This window comes from Pseudomonas juntendi (genome assembly GCF_009932375.1).
Lineage (GTDB): Bacteria > Pseudomonadota > Gammaproteobacteria > Pseudomonadales > Pseudomonadaceae > Aquipseudomonas > Aquipseudomonas juntendi.
Genome location: NZ_BLJG01000547.1, coordinates 1 through 740 on the forward strand (window position 1 = coordinate 1; position 740 = coordinate 740).

1 protein-coding gene is annotated in these 740 nt (G+C 59.7%); it reads left to right on the forward strand.

What is annotated here, in order from left to right; translation table 11 throughout:
- A partial coding sequence (locus GYA94_RS27195; protein WP_161893506.1) for an extracellular solute-binding protein occupies positions 1–713 on the forward strand: 713 nt, incomplete at its 5' end.
- Positions 714–740 lie beyond the last annotated feature (27 nt).

The following is a 740-nucleotide window of genomic DNA, read 5'->3' on the forward strand; positions in this document are numbered from 1 at the left end:
CCTACCTGTGGGGCACCAACGGCATCGGCTACAACGTCGACAAGGTGAAAGCCGCGCTAGGCGTGGACACCATCGACTCGTGGGCCGTGCTGTTCGAGCCCGAGAACATGAAGAAGCTGTCCAAGTGCGGGGTAGCCTTCCTCGACTCGGCGGACGAAATGCTCCCGGCGGTGCTCAACTACATGGGCCTGAACCCCAACAGTACCAACCCCAAGGATTACGCCAAGGCCGAGCAGAAGCTGCTGGCCGTGCGCCCTTATGTGACCTACTTCCATTCGTCCAAATACATCACCGACCTGGCCAATGGCGACATCTGCGTCGCGGCGGGCTTCTCGGGTGATGTTTTCCAGGCCAAGGCCCGCGCTGAAGAAGCGAAGAAGGGCGTGAACCTGGCTTACGCCATTCCCAAGGAAGGCGGCAACCTCTGGTTCGATGTACTGGCGATTCCCAAGGACGCCAGGAACGTCAAAGAGGCGCATGCCTTCATCAACTATTTGCTGAAACCTGAGGTTATCGCCCAGGTCAGTGATTACGTCGGTTACGCCAACCCGAACCCCAAGGCTGGCGACCTGATGGACCAGGCCGTGAGGACTGACGCCGCGGTTTACCCACCGCAGGAAGTGCTGGACAAGATGTTCGTCAATTCAGAGTTGCCACCCAAGGTGCAACGGCTGATGACCCGCAGCTGGACCAAGGTCAAGTCGGGCAAGTAACAATCCAGACCCGCGCCGGCGCCTGCC